The organism is Aquipuribacter hungaricus (genome assembly GCF_037860755.1).
Lineage (GTDB): Bacteria > Actinomycetota > Actinomycetes > Actinomycetales > JBBAYJ01 > Aquipuribacter > Aquipuribacter hungaricus.
The window spans coordinates 1-1,819 of sequence record NZ_JBBEOI010000396.1; the positions used below are offsets into that span (position 1 = coordinate 1).

Annotated in this window: 1 protein-coding gene; it reads right to left on the reverse strand. The window is 74.3% G+C overall.

Annotated elements, in window-relative coordinates; genetic code table 11:
* On the reverse strand, window positions 1-1,819 hold a 1,819-nt coding region (locus WCS02_RS20085; RefSeq protein WP_340296072.1), incomplete at both ends, for an Rne/Rng family ribonuclease.

Consider the following 1,819-nt stretch of genomic DNA (forward strand, 5'->3'; position numbering starts at 1 on the left):
CGCCCTGGCCGGACCCGCCGCCGGGGCCGGAGCCGCCGCCGCCGGGACCGCGCCCGCCGGTGTCCCCCGGGCCCGCCGGGAGCTCGTTGCCGGCACCGACCGGCTCGGCGTGGGTGACCAGGCCGCGGCCCTGGCAGTGCTCGCACACCGTGCTGAAGGACTCCAGCAGGCCCGAGCCGACCCGCTTGCGGGTGAGCTGGACGAGCCCGAGCGAGGTGACCTCGGCGACCTGGTGCTTGGTGCGGTCGCGGCCGAGGCACTCGACGAGGCGCCGGAGGACGAGGTTGCGGTTGCTCTCCAGCACCATGTCGATGAAGTCGACGACGATGATCCCGCCGATGTCGCGCAGCCGGAGCTGGCGGACGATCTCCTCGGCGGCCTCGAGGTTGTTGCGGGTGACGGTCTCCTCGAGGTTGCCGCCGTTGCCGGTGTACTTGCCGGTGTTGACGTCGACGACCGTCATGGCCTCGGTGCGGTCGATGACCAGCGAGCCGCCCGAGGGCAGCCACACCTTGCGGTCGAGGCCCTTGGCGATCTGCTCGTCGATGCGGTGGGAGACGAACAGGTCCTGCTCGGCCCCCTCCTCGGGCGCCCAGCGGGACATCCGCCCGGCGAGGTCGGGGGCGACGTGGCGGACGTAGCCGTCGAGCGTCTCCCAGGTCTCGTCGCCGGACACGACGAGCCGCGTGAAGTCCTCGTTGAAGACGTCGCGCACGATCTTGATCGCGAGGTCCGGCTCGCTGTAGAGCCGGGCCGGCGCCTGGACGGCGGACGCCTTGCGCTCGATGTCCTCCCACTGCGCCTGCAGCCGGGCGACGTCGCGCTCGAGCTCGGCCTCGCTGGCCCCCTCGGCGGCGGTGCGGACGATGACGCCGGCGTCCTCGGGGACCACGCGGCGCAGCACCTTCTTCAGGCGGGCGCGCTCGGTCTCCGGCAGCTTGCGGCTGATGCCGGTCATCGACGAGCCCGGCACGTAGACGAGGTAGCGGCCGGGCAGCGAGACCTGCGCGGTGAGGCGCGCGCCCTTGTGCCCGACCGGGTCCTTGGACACCTGCGCGAGGACCGGGTCGCCCGGCTTGAGGGCGTCCTCGATCTTGCGCTGGGCGCCCGTGGTCAGCCCGACGGCGTCCCAGTTGACCTCGCCGGCGTAGAGGACGGCGTTGCGGCCGCGGCCGATGTCGACGAAGGCCGCCTCCATGCTCGGCAGCACGTTCTGCACCCGGCCGAGGAAGACGTTGCCGATCATCGACTGCTGGCTGGCGCGCGTGACGTGGTGCTCGACCAGCACGCCGTCCTCGAGCACGGCGATCTCCGTGCGGTCCTCGCCCTCGCGGACGAGCAGCGTGCGGTCGACGCTCTCGCGCCGCGTGAGGAACTCCGCCTCGGTGATGACGGTGCGCTTGCGGGACGTCGTGCGCCCGTCGCGGCGGCGCTGGCGCTTGGCCTCCAGGCGGGTGGAGCCCTTGACCTTGGTCACCTCGTCGACCCGCGACTCGCGGATGCGCACGACCGTGCCCGGCGGGTCGTCGGGGTCGGCGACCAGGTCGGCCTCCCCGCCCCCGGAACGGCGACGGCGGCGGCGACGGCGGCGGGAGGAGCGCGAGCCCGCGTCGTCGTCGTCGGTCTCGTCGCCCTCGTCCTCGTCGCCCTCGGGGGCGTCCTCGTCGTCCACGTCCTCGTCGACGAGGGGCGCCCCGGCGGGACCGGCGTCGGGACCGGTGGTGCCCGCGTCGTCGGGGCCGTCGGCGTCGTCCGGCGCGTCGCCGTCGTCGCTGTCGGCGTCGCCCTCGTCGGTCCCGGCGGAGGCGCTGCCCCGGCC